Origin of the sequence: Curtobacterium sp. NPDC090217 (assembly GCF_044746705.1) — a bacterium.
Taxonomy (GTDB): Bacteria; Actinomycetota; Actinomycetes; order Actinomycetales; family Microbacteriaceae; genus Curtobacterium.
Map to the genome: position 1 here is coordinate 54,310 of NZ_JBIVCR010000004.1, position 19,731 is coordinate 74,040.

The window sequence follows — 19,731 nt, forward strand, 5'->3', positions numbered from 1 at the left end:
GCACGGTAGCGCGCGGCGGACGGTGTGGGAATCGCGAGTGCCGTGAGATCACCGCGACCGGCGCCAGGAGAGGATCTGCCGGACCGTCACCTTCGACCCGTACTGCGCGACCGAGTGCCGGAAGAGGTACTGCGCGAACCACAGCAGCAGCCCCGCGACGACGAACACCTCGACGATGCAGACCACCGACTCGAGCGGCGACAGCGACCCGACGGCGTTCCGGACCATCGCGGTGATCGGGGTGAACGTCGGGAAGTACGTGAAGACCGCGACGACGGGCGACGAGGGGCTCGTCATCACGAAGAACGCCGCGTAGATCGGGATGATCAGCGAGAAGATCGCCGCGGACTGCAGCGCCGAGGCGTCCTTGATCGTCGGGACGGCGGCGCCGACGGCGACGAACAACGCCGACGCGAGCAGGACCCCGCCGACGAGCAGGAGTGCGCCGACCACCATCCGCCACGGATCGACGACCACGTGCCCGACCCGGCTGGCCACCAGCGGGATGACGACGACGAGCGACAGGAGCCCCGGCACCAGGAACACCCCGATCTGCACGAGGCCGACGAGCAGCATCGCGATGACCTTGCCGCGGATGAGGTCCCCGGCCGTCACCGTCGTCAGGATCATCTCGGAGATCCGGTTCTCCTTCTCCTCGACGACCACGGTGACCATGCGCGCGGCCAGCAGCAGCACGAGCCCGAAGAACGCCGCCAGGTAGACCATCGGGGGCAGGATCGACAGCCACCCCGGCGCGACTTTCCCGTCGGCGTAGGCCGTGACGTCGGCGGAAGGTGGGGACCGCAGGATGTGGACCGCCTCCGCGTCGTCCACCTTCGCGGCGACGCTCTGCTCGAGCACCCGCTCGGCGAGCGACGAGTACCCGCCGTTCTCGAAGAGCCCCTTGTCCTTCGCGGTGACCTCGATCGGGTCCTCGGACGGGGACTCCGGGAACACGACGAGCGCGTCGAGCCGTCCGGCGACGACGTCGGCACGGTCGGCGGCCGCGTCCGTGGACGGCGTCCCGCCCCAGCGCGCCGCCACGGACTCGGAGACGAGCCCGGAGCGGTCGACGTAGTGGAACGGCGTCTTCTCGGCGGACGAGCTCGACACGACCGAGTTCGTCCCCGCCGCCTGCCCGACCCCGACGAGCAGGGACACCACCACGATGACGAAGGGCAGCGCGAGGGTGCCGATCCAAAACGCGGGCTTCTTCACCGCGCGGACGAACTCGAACCGGATGACAGTTCCCAGACGGCTCATCGCGTTCCCCCTGCGGCGCGTTCGTCCGCGCCGGCGTCGTGGCCGTACACCTGCACGAAGATCTCGTCGAGCGGGATCCTCCGCATCTCGAAGCCCGTGACGTGCACGCCGGCTCCGACGAGCGACGACAGGATGTCCGACCCGTCCGTGGCTGCCGAGGACGACGGCACCAGGTACGCGACGTGGCCCTCGTGCCGTGCGAGCTTGTAGAGCGGCGACGTCGGCACCGCTCCGTCCAGTGACACCTTCGCGACGGCACCCCCGAAGGCGTCCTGCACCTCGGGGATCGTGCCGTACGCGGCCGCGGTGCCGTCCTTCAGGAGCAGGATCCGGTCGCAGAGCCGTTCGACCTCGTCCATGTGGTGCGTGACCAGGATCACGGTGGCGCCGTCGGCCTTCCGCTCGTCGACCAGGTCGAGCAGGAGCCTGCGGTTCACCGGGTCGAGGCCCTTGGTCGGCTCGTCGAGGATGAGCAGCCGCGGCCGGTCCATGATCGTGATCCCGAGCTGGACCTTCTGCTGCTGGCCGCCCGAGAGCTTGTCGATCCGGAGCTTCGCCTTGTCCGCGAGCCCCACCCGCGCCAGGTACTCCATCGACCACGCGGTGGACGCCGAGCGTGCCATGCCACGGAGTGCCGCGAAGTACGTCATCACGTCGATGACGGACTCCTTCCGGTACAGCCCGCGCTCCTCGGGCAGATACCCGATGCCGCCGGTCGCCGGCCGGTACTGCCGTCCGTCGATCGTCAGGGTGCCCGCCGACGGCGACGTGATGCCGAGCAGTGCCCGGATCGTCGTCGTCTTGCCGGACCCGTTGCTGCCGAGGAGCCCGAACGTCTCCCCGGGCGCGACGTCGAACGACAACCCGTCCACGACGGTACGGTCCCCGAAGCGCATGACGAAGTCCTGCACGCTGATGCTCGCCCCGGCCATGCAGCCCCCTTCTCGTGCCGCCGACCCTACCGGGCGCGCATGGACCGATGATGCGTCAGCGGCCGAGGGGCACCAGGCGGGCGAGCTGCGTGACGTGACCTGGTTCGAGCTCGTCGAGCGACGTGACCCCGAGCAGCCGCATGGTGCGCTCGATCTGCTCCGACAGGATCTGGATCATCCGATCGACCCCGGCCTCGCCCCCGGCCATCAGCCCGTAGAGGTACGCCCGACCGACCATCGTGAACTTCGCCCCGAGCGCGACGGCCGCGACGATGTCCGCGCCGGACATGATGCCCGTGTCGAGGTGCACCTCGGTGTCGTTCCCGACCTCCTTGACCACCGAGGGCAGCAGGTGGAACGGGATCGGGGCACGGTCGAGCTGGCGTCCGCCGTGGTTCGACAGGGTGATCCCGTCGACGCCCATGGACGCCAGGCGCTTCGCGTCCGCCAGGGACTGCACGCCCTTGACGACGACCTTGCCCTTCCACTGGTCGCGGATCCACGCCAGGTCCTCGTAGGTGACGGTCGGGTCGAACATGTGGTCGAGGAGCTCCCCGACGGTGCCGGACCAGCGGTCGAGGGACGCGAACGCCAGGGGTTCGGTCGTGAGGAAGTCGAACCACCACCACGGCCGCGGGATCGCGTTGACCACCGTGCGAGCGCTCAGCTGCGGCGGGATCGAGAACCCGTTGCGCTTGTCCCGGAGCCGCGCACCCGCGACGGGGACGTCCACGGTGACGAGCAGCGTGTCGAACCCGGCCTTCTCGGCGCGGGACACCAGCGCCATCGACTTCTCGCGGTCCTTCCACATGTACAGCTGGAACCAGTTGCGCCCGTGGGGGTTGGCGTCGCGGACGTCCTCGATCGCGGTGGTGCCCATCGTGGACAGCGAGAACGGGATCCCGGCGCGTCCGGCGGCCCTGGCCCCCGCGCGCTCGCCCTCGGTCTGCATCATCCTGGTGAACCCCGTCGGTGCGATGCCGAACGGGTACGACACCGGGGCGCCCAGTACCTCGCACGACGTCGACACGGTGGAGACGTCCCGGAGGATCGACGGCGTGAACTCGATGTCCTCGAAGGCCTGCCGTGCCCGCGCCAGCGAGATCTCGGCTTCGGCGGCACCCTCGGTGTAGTCGAACGCGGCACGAGGGGTCCGGCGGGCGGCGATGTCCCGGAGGTCCCAGATCGTCAGCGCCTGCTCCAGCCGACGCCGCCGCGCGTTGAGGTCGGGCTTCTTGAACTGCATCAGGGGCGCCAGGTCGTGCACGGTCGGCAGCTGCCGCCGCATCCTGGTCCGCGCCGTCGACACGGCTCCCGCGGTCGGTGCCGGTGCGCCCGTCGCCGGGTCGACACGTCGCTGGTCATCGGTCGAAGTCATACAGACATCCTATGTCTCGGGGTGGATGAGGTGGTGGTTCGTTCCGTCGTCGGGGTGTACCGGACGGGTTCGACCGTGCGCGCGACCACGGTGCGCAGCGCCTCGAGGGACGCGCCGCCGAGGCTGGCAAGCCCAGCAGCCCGCGCCTGCACCAGGATGTTGCCGAGTGCGGTCGCCTCGACCGGACCCGCCAGGACCGGCAGCCCGGTGCGATCGGCCGTCAGCTGGCACAGCAGCCGGTTCTGGGAACCGCCGCCGACGATGTGGACCTGTCGGATGTCCTTGCCGGTGATCGTGGCGATCGTCGCCAGCGTCGCGGCGTAGGCGACGGCCAACGACTCCAGGATCGACCGGACGAACTCCGCCCGCGTCGCGGGTGCCGAGAGGCCGTGCTCGGAGCACCAGGAGGCGATCCGGGCAGGCATGTCGCCGGGGGGCGTGAACGACTCGTCCGCGACGTCGAAGACGGGGACCGGGGCGGTGACGGCCGCGGCGGAGGCGAGCAGAGCCTCCAGATCGATGCGCTCGCCGCCACGTTCCCAGGTCCGGACGCTCTCCGAGAGCAACCACAGTCCTGACACGTTCTTGAGGAACCGGACCCGGCCGTCCACACCGCCCTCGTTGGTGCAGTTCGCGTCGCGGGCCGCGTCCGACAGGACGGGGGCCTCGAGCTCGACGCCGACGAGCGACCACGTGCCGCTCGAGATGTAGCCGAAGTCGCCGGTCGTCGCGGGGACCGCGACGACGGCCGAGGCCGTGTCGTGCGACCCGACCAGCGTGACCGGCGCGCTGCCGCCGACGAGGTCGGCGACGGCCGGCAGCAGGGGACCGAGTCGGTCTCCCGGGTCGCGGAGCGTTGGCAGGAGTCCGGACGGGAGGCCCGCAGCAGCCCGCAACGCCGGGTCCCACCCACGGGTGGTCGCGTTGAGTGCCCCGGTCGTCGAGGCGTTGGTCCGCTCGGCCGCCTCGACGCCGGTGAGCCAGTACCCGAGCAGGTCGGGGACGAGCAGGGCACGGTCGGCGAGGTGCAGCGTCGGGTCCGCCGCCCACTGGAACAGCGTGTTGAAGGGGAGGTGCTGCAGCCCGTTGCGGCTGTACAGCTCGGCGGCGTCGACCGCTGCGTGCACCGGGGCGACGCCGTGCTCGTGCCGGTCGTCCCGGTAGTGGGACGGCAGGCCGAGCAGGCGTCCGTCGCGGAGGAGTCCGTAGTCGACCGCCCACGAGTCGATCCCGATGCTGGCGAGGTCGGGATGCCGCCCGAACGCGTCCCGGAGTCCGTCCGTCACGTTCCGGTACAGCTCGACGATGTCCCAGTGCAGGGCCTCCCGATCGTGCTCGTGGAGCGCGACCGGGCCGTTCGGGAACCGGGAGACGTGCTCCATCCGCACGCCGTCCGTGTCGACGTGCCCGACGACGACCCGGCCACTCGTGGCGCCGAGGTCGACCGCGGCGACGCTGCCGCTGGTGTGCATGCTGCTGCCTCTCGTCTCAGCGCAGGAACGCCGCGGCGACGCCGGCGTCGACCGGCACGTGCAGTCCGGTGGTGTGCGAGAAGTCGTCCGTGCAGATGGCGTAGACGGCGTTGGCGACGTTCTCCGGGACGACCTCGCGCTTGAGGATCGTGCGCTGGGCGTAGAACGCGCCGAGGTCTTGCTCGTCGATCCCGTACGTCTTCGCGCGGTTGGCACCCCAGCCGGACGCGAAGATGCCCGAGCCGCGGACGACGCCGTCCGGGTTGATGCCGTTCACCCGGACGCCGTGTTCGCCGAGCTCGGCCGCCAGCAGTCGCACCTGGTGGGCCTGGTCGGCCTTCGTGGCGGAGTAGGCGATGTTGTTCGGGCCGGCGAACACCGAGTTCTTGCTCGAGATGTACACGATGTCGCCGCCGAGGCCCTGCTCGATGAGGACCTTCGCCGCGGCCTTCGACACCAGGAACGAGCCCTTCGCCATGACGTCGTGCTGCAGGTCCCAGTCCTGCTCGGTGGTCTCGAGCAGCGACTTGCTCAGGCTCAGCCCCGCGTTGTTGACGACGAGGTCGAGCCCGCCGAAGTGCAGCAGGGTCTCCTGGACGGCGCGCGCGATGTCCTCGGCGGAGGTCACGTTCGCCGCGACGCCGATCGCCCGGTCGGTGTCCCCGATCTCGGCGGCGGCCTCCTGCGCCTTCGTCTCGTCGAGGTCGGCGATGACGACCGCGGCACCCTCCGACGCCAGGCGCTTCGCGATCGCCTTGCCGATGCCGGATGCGGCCCCGGTGACGAGGGCGATGCGGGTCGCGAGCTTCTTCGGCGCCGGCATCCGCTGGAGCTTGGCTTCTTCGAGGGCCCAGTACTCGATGCGGAACTTCTCGGCCTCGTCGATCGGGGCGTAGGTGGAGAGTGCTTCGGCGCCGCGCATGACGTTGATCGCGTTGACGTAGAACTCGCCAGCGACGCGGGCGGTCTGGGCGTCCTTGCCGTACGAGAACATGCCGACACCGGGGACGAGCACGATGAGCGGGTCGGCGCCGCGGATCGCGGGGGACTCGGGCGTCGCGTGCCGGTCGTAGTACGCCTGGTAGTCCTCGCGGTAGGACGTGTGCAGCTCGTGCAGGCGCGCTCGCTGCTCTTCGACGCTCGCCGTGGCGGGCAGGTCGAGCAGGAGTGGCTTCACCTTGGTGCGGAGGAAGTGGTCCGGGCAGCTGGTGCCGAGCGCCGCGAGTCCCGGCGCCTTCTCGCTCGCGAGGAAGTCGAGCACCACGTCGCTGTCGGTGACGTGCCCCACGACCGGCTTGTCGTGCCCCGCGATCCCACGGATCGTCGGGGCGAGGGCGGCGGCGCGGGCTCGTCGTTCGTCGGTGGGGAGCGCCTCGAAGCCCGCGCGGACGGGGCCGAACGGGTCGGGCTTGCCGTTCGCAGCGATGTACTGCTCGGCGGTGCCGATGATCCAGCGGGAGTTCGCCTCGGCCTCGTCGCTGGTGGTCCCCCACGCGGTGATGCCGTGCCCGCCGAGGATCGTGCCGATCGCCTCGGGGTGCTCCCGCTTGATCGCGGCGATGTCGAGGCCGAGCTGGAACCCGGGTCGGCGCCACGGCACCCACACGACCTTCCCGCCGAAGACCCGCTCCGTCAGGGCCGGGCCGTCCGTCGCCGTCGCGATGGCGATGCCGGCGTCCGGGTGCAGGTGGTCCACGTGCGGGGCGTCGACGAGTGCGTGCATGGCCGTGTCGATACTCGGAGCTGCTCCGCCCTTGCCGTGCAGGCAGTAGTCGAACGCGGCGACCATCTCGTCCTCGCGATCGACGCCCGGGTAGACCTGCTCCAACGCCCGGACCCGGTCGACCCGCAGCACGGCGAGCCCGGCCGGTGTCAGGGTGCCGAGGTCGCCCCCGGATCCCTTCACCCAGAGCAGTTCCACGGGTTCGCCGGTCACCGGATCGGTCGCGGCGCCCTTCGCCGAGGTGTTCCCCCCGGCGTAGTTCGTGATCCGCGGGTCCGAGCCGAGCGCGTTGGAACGTGCGATGAGGTCGGCGACCACCTGTCCGGCGGTCGTCTGCGTTGCGGGGTCCACCCGGGCCTCCAGGTCGTTGATCGTCATCTGTCTACGCGCCCCAGCCGGCCTGGACGCCGCCGACGCGGTCCTCGGCGATCGAGCGCTGGTACCCGGAGTCCAGGTACGCGCGCATCGGGTCGGCCGGGAGGCCGCGCGATTCGCGCCAGGCGGCGAGGTCCTTCCTGACGTCGGTCTGGTACGCGTCCATGAAGATCTCGTTCGCGCCCAGGACATCGTGCGCTTCCTGCGCCGCCGTCAGCGCCACGCGGTCGAGGAGCAGCGCGCGGGCCGTCATCTCCTGCACGTTCAGCACCGAGCGGATCTGCCCGGGGATCTTGTCCTCGATGTTGTGGCACTGGTCGAGCATGAACGCGACGTCGGGGTTGTCGTAGCCGCCGCCGCGGATGACCTCGACCAGGATGCGGAACAGCTGGAACGGGTCGGCCGCGCCCACGATGAGGTCGTCGTCGGCGTAGAAGCGCGAGTTGAAGTCGAAGCTCCCCAGTTTGCCGAGGCGCAGCAGCTGCATGACGATGAACTCGATGTTCGTGCCCGGTGCGTGGTGGCCGGTGTCGAGGCAGACCATCGCCTTGTCGCCGAGGGCGCTCGTCTGCACGTAGCTGGTGCCCCAGTCGGGGACGTCCGTGTGGTAGAACGACGGCTCGAAGAACTTGTACTCCAGGACCAGGCGCTGGTCGTCCCCGAGCCGGTCGTAGATCGTCGTCAGGCTGTCGTGGAGGCGGTCCTGGCGGGAGCGCATGTCCTCCTGCCCCGGGTAGTTCGAGCCCTCGGCGAGCCAGATCTTCAGGTCGCGGCTGCCGGTGGCATCCATCACGTCGATGCAGCGCAGGTGGTGGTCGATCGCCTTCTGCCGGATCGTCTCGTCGACGTGGGTCAGGGCGCCGAACTTGTAGTCGTCGTCCTGGAACGTGTTCGAGTTCACGGTGCCCAGGCGGACGCCGTGCTCCTCGGCGTGGCGGCGGAGGTCGGCGAAGTCGTCGACGAGGTCCCACGGGATGTGGAGCGCCACCGTGGGAGCCAGCCCCGTGTACTTGTTGACCTGGGCCGCGTCGGCGATCTTCTCGTACGGGTCTCGGGGCGTTCCCGGGGTGCTGAACACCTTGAAACGCGTGCCGGAGTTGCCGAACGCCCAGGACGGGAGCTCGATCGCCTGCCGTGCCAGCTGGTCGCCGATCGAACTGAAGCTTGCTGATGTCATCGTGTCACTTCCTCGTGGTCGATTGAATCGTTTCATACGCTACTCGGCGGCGGCGCGTCGCGCAACCGGTGCGCACCGCCGATTGGTTCGCGCCCCGTTGTGGACATCGCGCCCCGGTGCGTCGGGGCGCGATGTCCGTTCGGGGGCGCGAATCCGACGCCAGCCCCGGCCACGACAGCCGCCGGGCGGCTACGCCGCGGGCACCGCGGCCGGCGCGCGCAGCTCGTGCGTGCCGGCGCCGACGCGCTGCTCCGGGAGGCCCGGCAAGCGCACCACCGCGCTGACCCCGTCCGGCACGGTCGCCCGGACGAGCAGCTCCCCGTCGACGAGCTCCCACCGCACGGCGACGTGCCCGTGCACGGTGTCGAGCGAGGTGGACGCCCACGTCAGGCCTCCGCCGGGCTGCGGCGCGATGAGCACGGACTCGTACCCGGGCGTCAGCGGCGCGAGACCACCCACGACCCGGTGCATCCAGTCCGCCACGGCACCGAGCGCGTAGTGGTTGAACGAGGTCATCTCGCCCGGGTTGATGGTGCCGTCCGGCAGCATCGAGTCCCAGCGCTCCCAGACCGTCGTCGCCCCCATCGTCACCGGGTACAGCCACGACGGGCACTCCGTCTGCAGCAGCAGCCGGTACGCGTCGTCGAGGTGCCCCGTCTGCGTCAGCGCGTCCGTGATGAAGGGCGTGCCGGCGAAGCCCGTCGAGATCCGGTACCCGGACGCAGCAGCGAGCTCGGCGAGCCGGTCGCCGGCCTTCGCGGAGTCCTCGTCGGACAGGATCCCGAACACGATGGCGAGCGCGTAGACGGTGGTGCAGTCGCTGAGGATCCGTCCGTCCGTCACGTAGTGCTCCCGGAACGCGGCCTGGAGGCTCGTGGCCAGTTCCTCGGCCTCGCTCGCCTCCGCCTCGTGGCCGGTCAAGCGCGCCGCCTCGGCGACGAGCGTCGCCGACCGGTACGCGCACGCCGTGGCGACGACGCCCGGGTCGGCCTTCGCCTTCGCGGCGTCCTCCGGCGGGGCATCGGGGTCGAGCCAGTCGCCGAACTGGAACACCGTGTCCCAGAGGCCCTGGGGCGACAGGTGGTCGCGGATCCGACGGAGGTGCGCGACCATCGACGGCAGTTGTTCCTCGAGCACCGCGGTGTCGCCGTAGGCCTGGTACAGCGTCCACGGTACCCAGACCCCGGCGTCCGACCAGATCGCGGTGGCGTCGGGCTTCCCGAAGTCCTCGGCGGGGGAGTACTTCAGCACGTCGGGCACCACGAACGGGATCACCCCGTCGGCGTGCTGCTGCTCGAGCCACACGTCGCGGAGCCAGTCGCCGAGGAACGCCCTGGTGTCGAACAGGTACGAGGCCGTCGGGGCGAACGCCGCGATGTCGCCCGTCCACCCGAGCCGCTCGTCGCGCTGCGGGCAGTCCGTCGGGACGCTGAGGAAGTTGCCCTGCATGCCCCGGACCACGTTGTCGTGGAAGGTGTTGAGCAGCTCGTGGCTCGACTCGAACGTGCCCGTGCGGGTCAGGTCGCTGCCGACCTGCACCGCGGTGAGCGCCGCCCGGAGTTCGTCCAGCGTGCCGGGCCACCCCTCGACGGCCGCGTACCGGAAGCCGTGGAAGGTGAAGCGCGGCTCGAACGTGTCCGCGCCGTCGCCGCTCAGGGTGAAGTGGTCCGTCGCCTTCGCGGTCCGGAGTGGACGGGTGCCGAGCTCGTCGTGCTCGAGGACCTCGGCGTGCCGGATCGTCAGGACCGTGCCGGCCGGGCCGGAGGCGACGACGCGGAGCCAGCCGACCAGGTTCACGCCGAAGTCGACCAGTGTTGCGCCGGACGGGCTCGTCCAGACGTCGACCGGCGCGATCTCGGCGAGGGGCCGGACCGGCGGGACGGTGTCGGCGACGAGCTCGCGGTCGCCGACGTCGACGGTGTGGACGCCGACCGACCGACCGGGGTGTCCGTCGGTACTCGGGATCGTCGGCGTGCCCGGCTGCAGGAACGACCCGTCGCGGAGTCGGGCGTCGATGTCCTCGCCGTCGTAGAGCTGGTCGGCGGTGATCGCACTGGACAACGCCTGCCAGTCGGTGTCGGTGGCGACGGTCTGGACGTGCCCGTCCTCGAACTCGATGCGGAGCTCGGCGAACCCGGCACGTTCGTCCGTGTACCAGCCGCCGCCTCCGCCCCACGCCAGGCGTCCGGCTGCCCAGCCGTTGCCGATGACCAGGGCGAGCACGGCGGCGTCCCCGGGAGCGGTCGAGCTCAGGTGCGACAGGACGTCGTGCGACGCGACGCGGATGCGCCACTCGTAGCTCGTCCACCCCGGTTCGAGCAGGCTGTCCGAGACACGAGAGCCTCCGAGCCACGCCTCGACCACCCCGAGGGCGCTGACGTCGAGGGTGGCTCGGCGGACGGCACCGTGGCCGTCGTCGATGGTGAACTCCCGGCGCAGGATCGGCGCGCTGCCGAGGTCGGTGTCGCTCGCGATGAACGATGCGGTCCAGGTGGTCATGGTGTCCTTCCGGCGGCCGTCGTCGTCGACGGCCGCGTCGTTGGTCGGTGGGACTGCCGGACGGAGGCCGACCTGCCGGTGGCGGGTCGGGCCTCCAGTCCGGGTCGGGCGTCAGCCCTTGACGGCGCCGCTGGTCATGCCGGCGACGATCTGACGGTTGAAGAAGATGTAGAGGATGAGCGGGGGGATCGTGATGAGCAGGACGTCCGTGAACAGCAGGTTCAGCTGGCTGACCGACTGGCTCTGGAACGCGTACAGCGTCTGCTGCACGGTGGCGTTCTCGGACCCCGGGAGGAAGTACAGCGGGTTCGCGAAGTCGTTGAACACGGCGACCGACTGGACGAGCACGACGGTGATGATGACCGGCTTCAGCAGCGGCAGGACGACCCCGAAGAACAGGCGGATCGGCCCGGCACCGTCGAGCACGGCGGCTTCGTCCAGCTCCTTGGGGATCGTCGCGACGAACGCCCGGAACAGCAGGATGCAGAACGACAGGCCGAAGGTGGCCTCGATGAGGATCATCCCGCCCATGGTCTTGAACAGGTTGAGGCCCTGCAGCACCCAGATCGTCGGGACGATCGCCGGCGGGACGATCAGGCCGGCGAGGACGAAGAAGTTGATGACCCCGTTCCACCGGCCGGGTCGACGCTGCAGGACGTAGCCGACCATGGCGGAGAACACGACCATGATGACCACGCTGCCCACCGTCAGCACGGCGCTGTTGACGAACGCCCGGACGATGCCGGACTCGCCGGTCTGGAACACCGCCTGCAGGTTCTGCCACAGCTGCCACTGGGTCGGCAGGGTGAAGCCGAGCTGGTTCGCCTCGGCCGGCGACTTCGCTGCCTGGAGCAGGACGAACACGAACGGCACGAGGAAGACCACGAACGACACCACGATGGCGACGATGCCGATGATCCACCTACGGGTGGTGCCCGGGCGGCGGCGGCGCGGGGTGGTGCTGATGGCGGTCACAGTTCCGGCTCCTTCCGGTTGATGAGCCAGGAGACCGGCACCATGATCGCCGTGACGACGACGAACAACACGACGTTGCCGGCTGTCGACAGGCCGTAGAAGCCCGCCTGGTACTGCTTGTAGATCACGCTCGCGATGACGTCGCTGGTGAACCCCGGTCCACCGCCGGTCATCGCCCAGATGAGGTCGAACGACCGCAGACCGCCGATGAGCGACAGGATGATGACCGTGCCCATCGCGGGGCGGGACAACGGCAGCGTGATGTTCCGGAAGATCGTCCAGGCGCTTGCGCCGTCGACGCGGGCGGCCTCGAAGTACTCCTGCGGGATCGCCACGATGCCGGCGATGAAGATGAGCGTCGCGATGCCGACGCCCTTCCAGATGTCCACAGCCGCCACGCTCCAGAGCGCGAGGGCCGGGTCGGTCAGCCACCCCGGTGTCGGGAGGCCGAGTCCTCCCAACACGGAGTTGATGATCCCGTGGAAGGGGTCCATCAGCGCCTTGAACGTGATGCCGATGCCGATCGTCGACACGAGCACCGGGAAGAACACGACCGCCCGGAGGTACCCGCGTCCGAGCACGGGGGACGTGAGGAGCAGGGCGAGGGCGAGTCCGAGGACCACCTTCGCCGCGCTCGTCACGAACCCGTACTCGAACGTGTGGATGAAGCCCGAGACGAGCTGCGGGTCCTGGAAGAACCGGACGAAGTTGTCGAAGCCGATGAAGGTCTGGTCGAACAGCGTCCAGCGGGTGAGCGAGAAGTAGAACCCGGCGAAGGTCGGGACCGCGAAGAACACGACGTAGAGTGCGATCGCGGGGATGAAGAACCACGCGGGGTAGAACGAACGCATCCGCTTGCGGGCAGGACCCGGTCCGGCCTTCGTGGTCTGCGGCGGGGCGACCGCCGTCGTGAGCGTCGCGGTCACCGACTCACCAGCCCTTCAGGCCGAGCTGCTGCGCCTGCTGCACGACGTCCTGGTCGTACTGCTTGGCGCCGACCGCTGCGGTGGAGATCCCGGAGCCGACCTGCACGCAGATCTTCTCGAGGTTCGGGCCCTTGATGGGGGAGAGGAACTCGAGCGCCGGCGTCGCCTTGCCGTCGTCGATGTACTTCTGCAGGTCGCCGAGCATCGTCGGCACGGAGTCCGGGAGCTTGCACGTCGAGATGACGTACGGGCCGCCGGGTGTCCCGGTGTCGTTCTGCACCTTGCAGCCGTCGGACGAGTTGGCGAACGCGATGAACTTCTTCGCCGCCGCGAGCTTGTCGCCCGTGGTCGTCTTCGGGATGTAGAGGCCGTTCGGCTCCCAGATCGTCAGGTTCGTGTCGTCCGCGTTCTGTGCCGGCAGGGCGAAGGCACCGATGTCGTTCACCGCGTCCGGGCTGTCCTGCTGCAGGGTCGAGATCGCGTTCGTGAGCATCGGGTACTGGGCTCCGGTGCCGTCGGCGAGCATCTTCAGGCCGTTCGCCTGCGTCGCCGATGCGAAGTCCTCGTTCAGGAGGCCCTTGTCCTTGACCTCGGCGAGGTGCTCGAAGCCGGCGAACGCCGGGTCCTTCGCGTAGGACTCCTTGTGCGCGGTGTACTTCGTCGCCCAGTCGGCCTGCTGCGCCGTGATGTTGGCGAAGTCGCCGAGCACGAAGAGCTGGCTGGTCCAGGTGTCGCCGTACGTCTGGATGATCGGCGCGACCTTGCCGGCGTCCTTGATCTTCTCGCTGTTGCTGATGAACTCGTCCCAGGTGGTGGGGACCTTCAGGCCGAGGTCGGCGTAGACCTTCTTGTTGTACATGACGCCGCCGCCGAAGCTCGTGCCGAAGGGTGCGCCGTACATGCCCTTGTCGGTGCTGACGACCTTCGTGAACTGCTTGTCGACGTCCTTCGCCCAGCTCTGGTCGGACAGGTCGACGAGCGTGTTGTCCGGGTTGAGCGCCTGCATGAGCGACCCGGAGTTGTAGTTGAAGACGTCGTCCATCTCACCGGTGGACAACCGCGTCTTGACCAGGTTGTCGCCGTCGGTGCCCTGCGGCTTCGTGTCGACCTTCACCGTGATGTCGGGGTTGGCCTTCTCGAACGCCGCGACGAGTGCCTTCGTCGTGACGGCGGTCGCCGTGGAGTTGTCGACCAGGTAGCTGATCTGGACCTTGCCGCCGCCGCTGCCCGTGTCGGCGGAGCCGCCGGACGAACAGGCGGCGAGGCCGCCGATGAGGACCGTGGCGCCGCCGATGGCGAGCAGCCGGGTGGTCAGGGAACGTGCTGACATCCTTACCTCCTCGTAAGGCCCGGGTTGGGGAGACCCGGGTGAAACGGACCCGGACACCGCGTCGTCGTGGTGGCCGGTCGTGCTGTTTAGAACGTTTCAATCGGAATGGAACCATGCGGATTGAAGCGTGTCAATCACCGATTCTGATTCGTTACGTGCTGGCGCGCTCCAAGTTCCGGCGGGTGCGGTTCGGTGGTGCGCACGTGCCGTGCCTGTGCCGCGCGTGCGCCGCGCGTGCGCCGCGCCTGCGACTCGTCGAGGCACCACGATGTCGTCGAAACGCCCCGGATTCCGGCGGTGTCTCGGGCTTCTGGGGGTGCTTCGGCGGGTTGCGACCGCCGTGCGCCGGGTCAGGCCTCGGTGCGGCGGGGGTCCTCGGGGGTGCCACGTCGCGCGGCGGCCGCACCCTCGCGGCCGAGCGTGCTCTCGCGCGGCACGAGCTCGGTGTCGAGCATGACCGTCCGGTGCACGTGCTCGTCCGGCGGGTCCAGCAGCTCCGCGAGCAGCAGGTCGACCGCCCGCGCACCCATCTCAGCGCCGTGCATGGTCACCGAGGTCAGGGGGACCGCACCGCCCCACGCGACCGAGTTGTGGTCGCAGCCCGAGACGGGGATGTCCTCCGGCACGCGGATCCCGGCGGCGCGCAGCTCGGTGACGACGGCCATCGCGAGCAAGTCCGTCACGCCAAGGACCCCGTCTGGTCGCTCGGACACAGGCATGCCGGCGATGCGGACCCCGGCGTCGGTGCCCCCTGGCGGGTCGATGTCGCCGGCGTCCACGTCGACGAGGCGCACCCCTGGATGTTCGGCGATCGCGCGGAGCACGCCGGCACGACGGCGGTGCACGGGCTGGAGTTCCTGTCGTGCACTCACGAAGCCGATGCGTCGGCACCCCCGTTCGATGAGGTGCGTCGTCGCGATGTACCCGGCCCGCTCGTTGTCCACCACGACCGAGCAGGCGTCGACCTCGGTCGGCTCGTAGTTCACGTAGACGACCGGGTGACCGTGCCGGCGGGTGAGCTCGACCTGGTCACGGGACTCCTCCATCGTCGCGAGGAGGATGCCGGACACCCGGGTGCTCTCGAGGAAGGCCAGGTGGTCGGCCTGCGCGCGCGGGTCGTTCTCGCTGCTGGCGATGAGCAGGGCGAACTCCCGTTCCCGGGCGGCGAGCTGGGCGCCGTTGAGCATGTCGCTGAACAGGGAGTTCTGCAGCGACGACACGACGAGCCCGATCGACCGGCTCCTGCCGGACGCGAGTGCACGGGCGTTCCGGTTCGGCGTGTACCCGAGATCCGCGATGGCGGCGTGGACTCGGGCCGCTGTTGCCGCTCGGACGCGCTCCGGGTGGTTCAGGACGTTCGACACCGTCGCGAGTGACACACCCGCCCGCGCGGCGACGTGGTGCACGCTCGGCGGCCCGTCGCGTCGAGGGGGCTGCACCATCCCTCGATCGTAGACCGGCGATGCGTCACCGATCGCGGACGGTGGACTGGCGGACGACCAGCTCCGGGGTGAACTCGACCCGTTCGAGCTCGATGTCCTGGCCGTGCTCGACCTGGTGCACCAGGAGCTCGATCGCCTGCCGCCCGAGGTCCTGCGCCGGCTGCCGGACACTCGTGAGCGGCACGACGGCGGCCTCGGCGAACGCGATGTCGTCGTAGCCCACGATCGCGATCTCGTCGGGGACGGACACCGAGCCGCGCATGATGAACGCCTGCTCGAGCCCGACGGCGATGAGGTCGTTCGCCGCGAACACCGCGTCCGGCCGCTCCGACGCCGGGCGACGCTGGATCTCCTCGCCGATGCGCCGGCCCTCGAGCACGGACAGCGACGACGTCTGCAGGACCTCGAGCGAGGCGCCGGCGGCCGTGACGGCACCGAGTGCTCCCGCGTGTCGATCGGCGACCTGCCGGATGCCGAACGGGCCGCCGACGAAGGCGATGCGCCGTCGGCCGATGTCCACGAGGTGTTCGACGGCGATCCGGCCGCCTGCCACGTCGTCGACGGACACGGATGCGAAGTGCTCGTCGTCCGCGCGACGGTCCACGAGCACGACGGCGGTGCCCTGGTCGCGCAGTCTGACCAGCCGTTCGAGGTCGTCGCCGGCGGGGGAGATGAGCAGGCCGGCGACGCGGCGCTCCTCGAACAGGTCGATGTAGGTGCGCTCGCGCTCGGTCGACTCGTCCGAGTTGCCGATGAGGACCGCAAGGCCCTTCGACATCGCGGCGTCCTCCGCACCTCGGGCGACGTCGGTGAAGAACGGGTTGCCGCCGTCCAGCACGACGAGCCCGACGGTGGAGCTGCGACCGGCACGGAGCTGGCGTGCCGAGTCGTTCCGCACGAACCCGAGCTCGGCGATGGCGCTCTGCACGCGCTCGACCGTCGAGGGGGCCACCTTCTCGGGTCGGTTCAACACGTTCGAGACCGTGCCGAGGGACACGCCCGCGAGAGCCGCGACCTCCCGAACGCTCACCGTCATGCGGTCATCCTGGCATCCCGATCGTCGTTCGCTGTCGTGTGGGGCGTGGTGTCGCGGTCGCGCGCCGCATGAAAGCACCCAGAACGCCCGCGATGGGAAGCGGGTTCGCGCGTTGGAGGCTGGAACGAACGGCCTCCTACGCGCGATTCGACCTCCTACGCGCGATTCGACCCCCTACGCGCGAAACGACACCGAACGCGCGAAACGGCCCCCCACGCGTGAAACGCCCCACTTGCAGGACCCGACCACCGGGCGTATCTTCTTCGCTGCACCGTTGAAACGATTCACCGACGAACACGCACGAACGGAGGACCAATGGCGGTCCGTATCGGAGCCAGCAACACGACCGGCTGGAAGGCCACCATCTCGGTGGCCATGTCGAACTACATCGAGTCGGGCTCGATCATCGCGATCGCGACGAGCCTGGCGTTCTGGCAGGCCCAGTTCCACATCGGCGACCTCGGCGTCGGCCTGCTCGCGAGCCTCTCCTCGAACGCGTTCGGCGCTGCGATCGGCGCCGCGATCGGTGGCCCCCTGTGCGACCGCTACGGCCGGAAGTTCATCTACACGTACGACCTGCTGCTGTACATGCTCGGGGTCGTCCTCGCGGTGTTCGCCGGCAACTACGGCATGCTCCTGACGGGCTTCATCCTGTGCGGCATCGCGGTCGGTGCCGGTGTCCCCGCCAGCTGGACCTACATCGCCGAACAGGCGCCGGCTGGCAGGCGTGCGGCACACGTCGGCACCGCGCAGCTCGCATGGTCGATCGGCCCGATGGTCGGCTTCGCGCTGGCGATCGCCGCTGCCCCGCTCGGACTCCTCGGCAGCCGGCTCATCTTCGCGCACCTCTTCGTCGTCGCCGCGGTGGTGTGGTGGCTCCGCCGTGGGCTGCCGGAGTCGAACATCTGGAAGGACGAGCGAGCGGCCACCGGCACGGTCAGCTTCTTCCACGGCGTCGGCCAGCTGTTCTCGAAGAAGATCAACCTCGTCGCGATGCTCTTCCTGTTCGGCGTCTACGCGATGTGGAACACCGTCGCCGGCCAGGCCGGCATCTTCCAACCGCGCATCTACGCCGCGACCGGGGTGACGAGCGTCATCGAGCAGGACGCCCTGCAGGTCCTCGTCTGGTTCTGCACCGTGCTCACGACGTACTTCGTGTTCATGCGGTACGGGGACCGGATCAGCAGACGGGTGCTCTTCGCGATCGGTGCCGCGCTGGCGATCGTCGTCTGGGCCGTGCTCATCTACGGCCCGGCGAACACCGGCACACTGCTGTTCTTCGCGATCGGCTGGGGCATCTCGTCCGGCATCGGCGCGCAGGCGTTCTACGGCCTCTGGACGAGCGAGCTCTTCGCGACCAGGTACCGTGCGAGCGCGCAGGGCGTGCTGTTCCTCGCCGCCCGCGTCACGGTCGGACTCCTCAGCATGTGGTTCCCCGTGCTCCTCACCGACATCGGCCTCCGCCCCCTCGGCGGGCTCATCATCGGGCTCCTCGCCGTCTCGTTCCTGGTCGGCACGATCTGGGCGCCGGAGACCCGTGGGAAGTCCCTCGAGGAGATCGAGGCCGAGCGGTACGGCACGGTGACGAGCGTCACCGGCACCGTCCGAACGGTCGACGAGCACGAGGAGCGAGCGCGAGCGGCGCGCGAACCGGCGCGCCGCTCGCGAGACGAGCGGACACCCAGGTGAGCGGGCCCACCGGACCGGCACCGGGCCTCCCGTCCGCCCAGCCGCACCGGACTGGAGGCTCAGATCGCGTCACGCGCGTCTGCTTCCGACTGCAGGTGGCTGCGGAGCACATGGACGCGTACCGCGAGCGGCACGCCGCGGTCTGGCCGGCGATGCTCCGGGCCATCGCGGGGGCCGGTCGACGGAACTACTCCCTCTTCCTCGACGACGACGGCCTGCTGATCGGCTACTACGAGACCGAGTCGGTCGCCGATGCGGACGCGGCCCTCGCGGCCAGCGAGGTCGCGTCCGCGTGGGAGGCCCACATGCAGGATCTCTTCGACGGGACCACCGGTCGGGCAGACCAGACGGCGCGGATCCTGCCGGAGGTGTTCAACCTCGAGGACCAGCTCGCCGCGGCGGGGGAGTAGGTCCGGTCAGGAACTGCGCAGGGTGTCGTCCGAGTCGGACGACACCGGCTCCTTCGACGTCCAGCCGTACCAACGGCCGTCGATCTCGGCCGTGATCCGTCCGTCGCCGCACGTGACCAGGTCGCTCGTGGGCAGCGACTTCGGCAGGAAGTCGGCCGTCATCGCCGGGCCGCCGTGGGTGCCGTCGACGGGCTCGCACGCCGCCGTGTCGACTCCGGTCGCGGAGTCGAAGGCGATGACGTACCCGGGGTTGCTCGTGTCCAGGCGCACGTCGATGTCCTTCGCGTCCTCCGGCACCCACTTCGGCATGAACCAGGCCACGTCCTCCGAGTTCGCCGACGACGGGGCATCGCGGTAGGTGTCGTAGTGGCGGTGCTGCTGCGGGAGCGACTGCTCGATCATGCTGCAGCCGGTCAAGGTGGCGACGACGAGACCCATGCCGACGACGGCGAAGGCGGAGGTGACGGCGGATCGTTCGGAGCGTGACGTGTTCATGGATCCATCGTCGTTCCGCGCGGTCGGCGGGACGATCCGGCGGTCCTCCGGATCCGGGGTGGGGGTAACCCCCGGACCTGGACCGGGCGTGGTGCCGGTGCGGGTACGGTGCCCGGCATGGCCGACGTGACCCACGCCTCCGACCTCGGCATCGACCTGTCGGACGGCGGACCCCAGCAGCTGTACCGGTGGTTCCTCGCGAGCATGCTGTTCGGTCGGCCGATCCGGCAGGAGCAGGCGGCCGAGACGTACCGCGTGCTGATCGACCACGGGTTCACGAGCCCGGGCAAGTTCGCCGGGGCCGGACGGGAGCAGCTCCGCAAGGTCCTCGACGAGGGCGGCTACGGACGGTTCGACTACCAGATGACCGACGCGCTGCACGAGACGATGCACACGCTCGACGCCGACGAGGGCTCGGTGTCGCACCTCGTGAAGACCGCGTCGTCTCGGCAGGAGCTGCGTGACCGGCTCGGAGCGCTGCACGGCGTCGGCCCGAAGACGATCGAGATCTTCCTGCGGGACGTCCCCGACGCGGTCCTGCCCGACTGAGGCGCGTCGCGGCCGTCGCGCGCCCGACTGATACGCGAGAGCGACACGTCCGCGGCTCAT

General features: G+C 69.9%; 16 protein-coding genes. 3 read left to right on the forward strand and 13 right to left on the reverse strand.

Annotated elements, in window-relative coordinates:
- Positions 1 to 48: 48 nt before the first annotated feature.
- The 12 genes from ACIPJ2_RS14450 to ACIPJ2_RS14505 all read right to left on the reverse strand — a co-directional run bounded on the left by ACIPJ2_RS14450 (position 49) and on the right by ACIPJ2_RS14505 (position 16,528).
- Positions 49 to 1,263, reverse strand: a complete 1,215-nt coding sequence (locus ACIPJ2_RS14450; RefSeq protein WP_402729392.1) for an ABC transporter permease — start codon at positions 1,261 to 1,263, stop codon at positions 49 to 51.
- Positions 1,260 to 2,195, reverse strand: a complete 936-nt coding sequence (locus ACIPJ2_RS14455) for an ABC transporter ATP-binding protein (RefSeq protein ID WP_402729393.1) — start codon at positions 2,193 to 2,195, stop codon at positions 1,260 to 1,262. Before ACIPJ2_RS14455 ends, ACIPJ2_RS14450 begins: the two co-directional genes overlap by 4 nt.
- 55 nt (positions 2,196 to 2,250) lie before the next feature.
- The gene (locus ACIPJ2_RS14460) at positions 2,251 to 3,483 is read right to left on the reverse strand and encodes an alpha-hydroxy-acid oxidizing protein (protein ID WP_402729713.1); all 1,233 of its coding nucleotides are present in this window, start codon (positions 3,481 to 3,483) and stop codon (positions 2,251 to 2,253) included.
- Positions 3,484 to 3,569: 86 nt separating this feature from the next.
- Complete coding sequence (locus ACIPJ2_RS14465; protein WP_402729394.1) at positions 3,570 to 5,045, reverse strand: rhamnulokinase family protein; 1,476 nt, start codon at positions 5,043 to 5,045, stop codon at positions 3,570 to 3,572.
- A 16-nt stretch (positions 5,046 to 5,061) separates the two neighbouring features.
- Positions 5,062 to 7,146 (reverse strand): bifunctional aldolase/short-chain dehydrogenase, encoded by a 2,085-nt coding sequence (locus ACIPJ2_RS14470; RefSeq protein ID WP_402729395.1) that lies wholly within the window; start codon positions 7,144 to 7,146, stop codon positions 5,062 to 5,064.
- A 4-nt stretch (positions 7,147 to 7,150) separates the two neighbouring features.
- Complete coding sequence (gene rhaI / locus ACIPJ2_RS14475) at positions 7,151 to 8,320, reverse strand: L-rhamnose isomerase (protein WP_402729396.1); 1,170 nt, start codon at positions 8,318 to 8,320, stop codon at positions 7,151 to 7,153.
- A 189-nt stretch (positions 8,321 to 8,509) separates the two neighbouring features.
- Positions 8,510 to 10,819, reverse strand: coding sequence for a family 78 glycoside hydrolase catalytic domain (locus tag ACIPJ2_RS14480; protein ID WP_402729397.1), 2,310 nt, complete (start codon positions 10,817 to 10,819; stop codon positions 8,510 to 8,512).
- Between the two features lie 111 nt (positions 10,820 to 10,930).
- Positions 10,931 to 11,794 carry a carbohydrate ABC transporter permease gene (locus tag ACIPJ2_RS14485; RefSeq protein ID WP_402729398.1) on the reverse strand — a complete coding sequence of 288 codons (864 nt, stop codon included), beginning with the start codon at positions 11,792 to 11,794 and terminating at the stop codon, positions 10,931 to 10,933.
- Positions 11,791 to 12,645 carry a carbohydrate ABC transporter permease gene (locus tag ACIPJ2_RS14490; RefSeq protein ID WP_402729714.1) on the reverse strand — a complete coding sequence of 285 codons (855 nt, stop codon included), beginning with the start codon at positions 12,643 to 12,645 and terminating at the stop codon, positions 11,791 to 11,793. The genes ACIPJ2_RS14485 and ACIPJ2_RS14490 overlap by 4 nt, the downstream gene beginning before the upstream one ends.
- 79 nt (positions 12,646 to 12,724) lie before the next feature.
- Positions 12,725 to 14,050, reverse strand: a complete 1,326-nt coding sequence (locus ACIPJ2_RS14495) for an ABC transporter substrate-binding protein (protein WP_402729399.1) — start codon at positions 14,048 to 14,050, stop codon at positions 12,725 to 12,727.
- 350 nt (positions 14,051 to 14,400) lie between these two features.
- On the reverse strand, positions 14,401 to 15,492 hold the full coding sequence (locus ACIPJ2_RS14500; RefSeq protein ID WP_402729400.1) for a LacI family DNA-binding transcriptional regulator: 1,092 nt from the start codon (positions 15,490 to 15,492) through the stop codon (positions 14,401 to 14,403).
- A gap of 25 nt (positions 15,493 to 15,517) precedes the next feature.
- Positions 15,518 to 16,528 carry a LacI family DNA-binding transcriptional regulator gene (locus tag ACIPJ2_RS14505; protein WP_402729401.1) on the reverse strand — a complete coding sequence of 337 codons (1,011 nt, stop codon included), beginning with the start codon at positions 16,526 to 16,528 and terminating at the stop codon, positions 15,518 to 15,520.
- A 315-nt stretch (positions 16,529 to 16,843) separates the two neighbouring features.
- On the opposite strand from ACIPJ2_RS14505, the gene ACIPJ2_RS14510 reads away from it, so the two are divergent.
- Together ACIPJ2_RS14510 and ACIPJ2_RS14515 are read left to right on the forward strand one after the other, a co-directional pair.
- Positions 16,844 to 18,217 carry an MFS transporter gene (locus ACIPJ2_RS14510; RefSeq protein ID WP_402729402.1) on the forward strand — a complete coding sequence of 458 codons (1,374 nt, stop codon included), beginning with the start codon at positions 16,844 to 16,846 and terminating at the stop codon, positions 18,215 to 18,217.
- Positions 18,214 to 18,627 (forward strand): L-rhamnose mutarotase, encoded by a 414-nt coding sequence (locus tag ACIPJ2_RS14515; RefSeq protein ID WP_402729403.1) that lies wholly within the window; start codon positions 18,214 to 18,216, stop codon positions 18,625 to 18,627. The genes ACIPJ2_RS14510 and ACIPJ2_RS14515 overlap by 4 nt, the downstream gene beginning before the upstream one ends.
- Before the next feature lie 6 nt (positions 18,628 to 18,633).
- On the opposite strand, the gene ACIPJ2_RS14520 is transcribed toward ACIPJ2_RS14515, so the two are convergent.
- On the reverse strand, positions 18,634 to 19,122 hold the full coding sequence (locus ACIPJ2_RS14520; protein ID WP_402729404.1) for a hypothetical protein: 489 nt from the start codon (positions 19,120 to 19,122) through the stop codon (positions 18,634 to 18,636).
- Between the two features lie 117 nt (positions 19,123 to 19,239).
- Between ACIPJ2_RS14520 and ACIPJ2_RS14525 the strand changes: the two genes are divergently transcribed.
- A complete protein-coding gene (locus ACIPJ2_RS14525; protein WP_402729405.1) occupies positions 19,240 to 19,671 on the forward strand; it encodes a hypothetical protein in 432 nt (143 codons plus the stop codon).
- Positions 19,672 to 19,731 lie beyond the last annotated feature (60 nt).